The organism is Enterobacter quasimori, assembly GCF_018597345.1.
Classification (GTDB): Bacteria; Pseudomonadota; Gammaproteobacteria; order Enterobacterales; family Enterobacteriaceae; genus Enterobacter; species Enterobacter mori.
The window spans coordinates 1-316 of the sequence record NZ_JAHEVU010000021.1; the positions used below are offsets into that span (position 1 = coordinate 1).

The 316-nt window shown below is 54.4% G+C and carries 1 tRNA gene and 2 rRNA genes; all 3 read left to right on the plus strand.

The features are described 5' to 3' along the window. A 5S ribosomal RNA gene (gene rrf / locus KK102_RS22095) occupies positions 1-87 on the plus strand; the annotation flags it as partial. 14 nt (positions 88-101) lie between these two features. Then, positions 102-177 (plus strand) — tRNA-Thr (locus tag KK102_RS22100). A gap of 43 nt (positions 178-220) precedes the next feature. Further along, positions 221-316 (plus strand): 5S ribosomal RNA (gene rrf / locus KK102_RS22105); the annotation flags it as partial.

Below are 316 nucleotides of genomic sequence, written 5' to 3' on the forward strand. Positions count from 1 at the left end.
TGACCCCATGCCGAACTCAGAAGTGAAACGCCGTAGCGCCGATGGTAGTGTGGGGTCTCCCCATGTGAGAGTAGGGAACTGCCAGGCATCAAATTTAGCGTGCTGATATGGCTCAGTTGGTAGAGCGCACCCTTGGTAAGGGTGAGGTCCCCAGTTCGACTCTGGGTATCAGCACCACTTTATACTTAGGTTAAAGTTCGGCAAGAAGTAAAAGAATTTGTCTGGCGGCTTTAGCGCGGTGGTCCCACCTGACCCCATGCCGAACTCAGAAGTGAAACGCCGTAGCGCCGATGGTAGTGTGGGGTCTCCCCATGTG